Origin of the sequence: Mycobacterium kyorinense (assembly GCF_002101735.1) — a bacterium.
Lineage (GTDB): Bacteria > Actinomycetota > Actinomycetes > Mycobacteriales > Mycobacteriaceae > Mycobacterium > Mycobacterium kyorinense.
Genome location: NZ_LQPE01000030.1, coordinates 1 through 1,576 on the forward strand (window position 1 = coordinate 1; position 1,576 = coordinate 1,576).

1 protein-coding gene and 1 pseudogene are annotated in these 1,576 nt (G+C 68.9%); both read right to left on the reverse strand.

What is annotated here, in order from left to right; genetic code table 11:
* Positions 1 to 48: 48 nt before the first annotated feature.
* Positions 49 to 618 carry a transposase gene (locus tag AWC14_RS30145; RefSeq protein WP_428838945.1) on the reverse strand — a complete coding sequence of 190 codons (570 nt, stop codon included), beginning with the start codon at positions 616 to 618 and terminating at the stop codon, positions 49 to 51.
* A pseudogene (locus tag AWC14_RS30150) lies at positions 506 to 1,384 on the reverse strand (transposase); the annotation flags it as partial. The pseudogene AWC14_RS30150 and the gene AWC14_RS30145, both read right to left, overlap by 113 nt.
* Between the last annotated feature and the right edge of the window lie 192 nt (positions 1,385 to 1,576).

Here is a 1,576-nt window from a genome sequence, read left to right on the forward strand (position 1 = left end):
CCAGGGCCAGTGGGTCTTTCGTGATCGGCGGTCAGATTGGGTTGTTGGTTATCCGAAGGCGGTGCGGATGGCCTGCCAGGCGGTCGCGATCAGGGCGGCCCACCGCCAGGTGGCGTCGATGCGTAGCCGGGTTCGACGGGCGCCTCGGGTGATGCGGGCGGCCACGTGCAGGACCCGGTGTCGGAAGGTGGTGATCTCGGCGCGGGCCAGGCCGGGATGGCTGCTGAATCCGATGAGTCGTGCCCAGGTGACCAGGTCGGCTGCGGCCAGGACGATTTCCGGCCAGGCGGCGTTGGCGTCGAACGCGTGACAGGGCAGGTTGCCCAGGCCGCTGGCTTTGAGTTCGCGGATGCGGTCCTCGACGCGGGCGTGCTGGCGGTGCCGCAGTTCCAGGCCGGCGATCTGGCCGGGCACGACACCGGGCGCGGTGTCGGTGATAAACGCGGTGACCCGCATCCCGTCGGCGTCGGTGAACCGCAATTGTGCGCCGGGATGGGGGCGTTCCTTGCGCAGGATCAGCCGCGTGCCTGGCGGCCAGCTGCTCAGGTTGACCAGCCCGGTGGCCTCGGCGACCCACGCCCCGTCGCGGATGCCGGGCGTCGGTGTCGATCGCCGGATACCAGCTATCGGCGATGTTGAGGGTGTCCACCGCGTCCTGGACGCGCGAATCGACGGGGTAGCCGAAGGAAAACCCCACCCCCGCTGTGCGGCAGGCGTCGGCGAAGTCGTGGGTGGCCCCGGCGGTATCGCAGCGCACCAGCACCTTCGGTCGGTCGGGATCGTTGTCGCTGCTCGGGTCGGGTCGCCATGGTGCGGGCAGCGACGCCAACGCCTGGTCCAGGACGATGACGTGGTCACTGGAGGTGTTGGAGCCGGCGCGGCCGGTGCGCAGCAGCCCGGCCAGGGCTTCCCCACCGGCGACTTCCGGGCGGTCCAGAAACGCCAGCAGCGGATGGTGCCCGAAGGACTTCTTCCAGGTCGGGGTCGCTTTCTCCTTGTTGTCGGAGTGGTCGATCACCAGCGTGGCGTCGATGTCGATGTGCAACCAGCCACCCGGTGCGGGAGCAGCTCCGGCGGCCCAGGCCGCCGCGCGGGCCGCGGCCCGCGCGGCCCGCACCCGCGGCAAGTGCGCGGCGTCGATCCGTTCGTCGACCAGCCGCCACATCGTGGTCGTCGAGGCCTTCGCCCCGAACACGTGCTCACGGTCACCGCACAACTGGCCGACGGCGTCGATGCAGTCCGCCCCGTCGGCGACCGCGGCAGCCAGATCAGCGAACACTTCGCCGGGCGCATACACCCACGGCCCGCGGTAGGTATCGGCCAACGCGGCGGTGACCTGCCCTGATAACCCACTGCGGTCGGCGAGCTCACGCACCATGGCCATCCCGGCATGCGACACGACACCATGGCCGTCGGCGGACACTTTCACCCGCGATGCCACCGCGATATCCTTCACCTGCGAAGTGCCTTCCCGTCAGGATTCTTGAACCTCAGACAAGTCCAATTATCCCTTGCAGGACAGGCACTTTCGCTTATCTACACACCGCAACAAGCGACATTCCGCGAAAAATCCGGG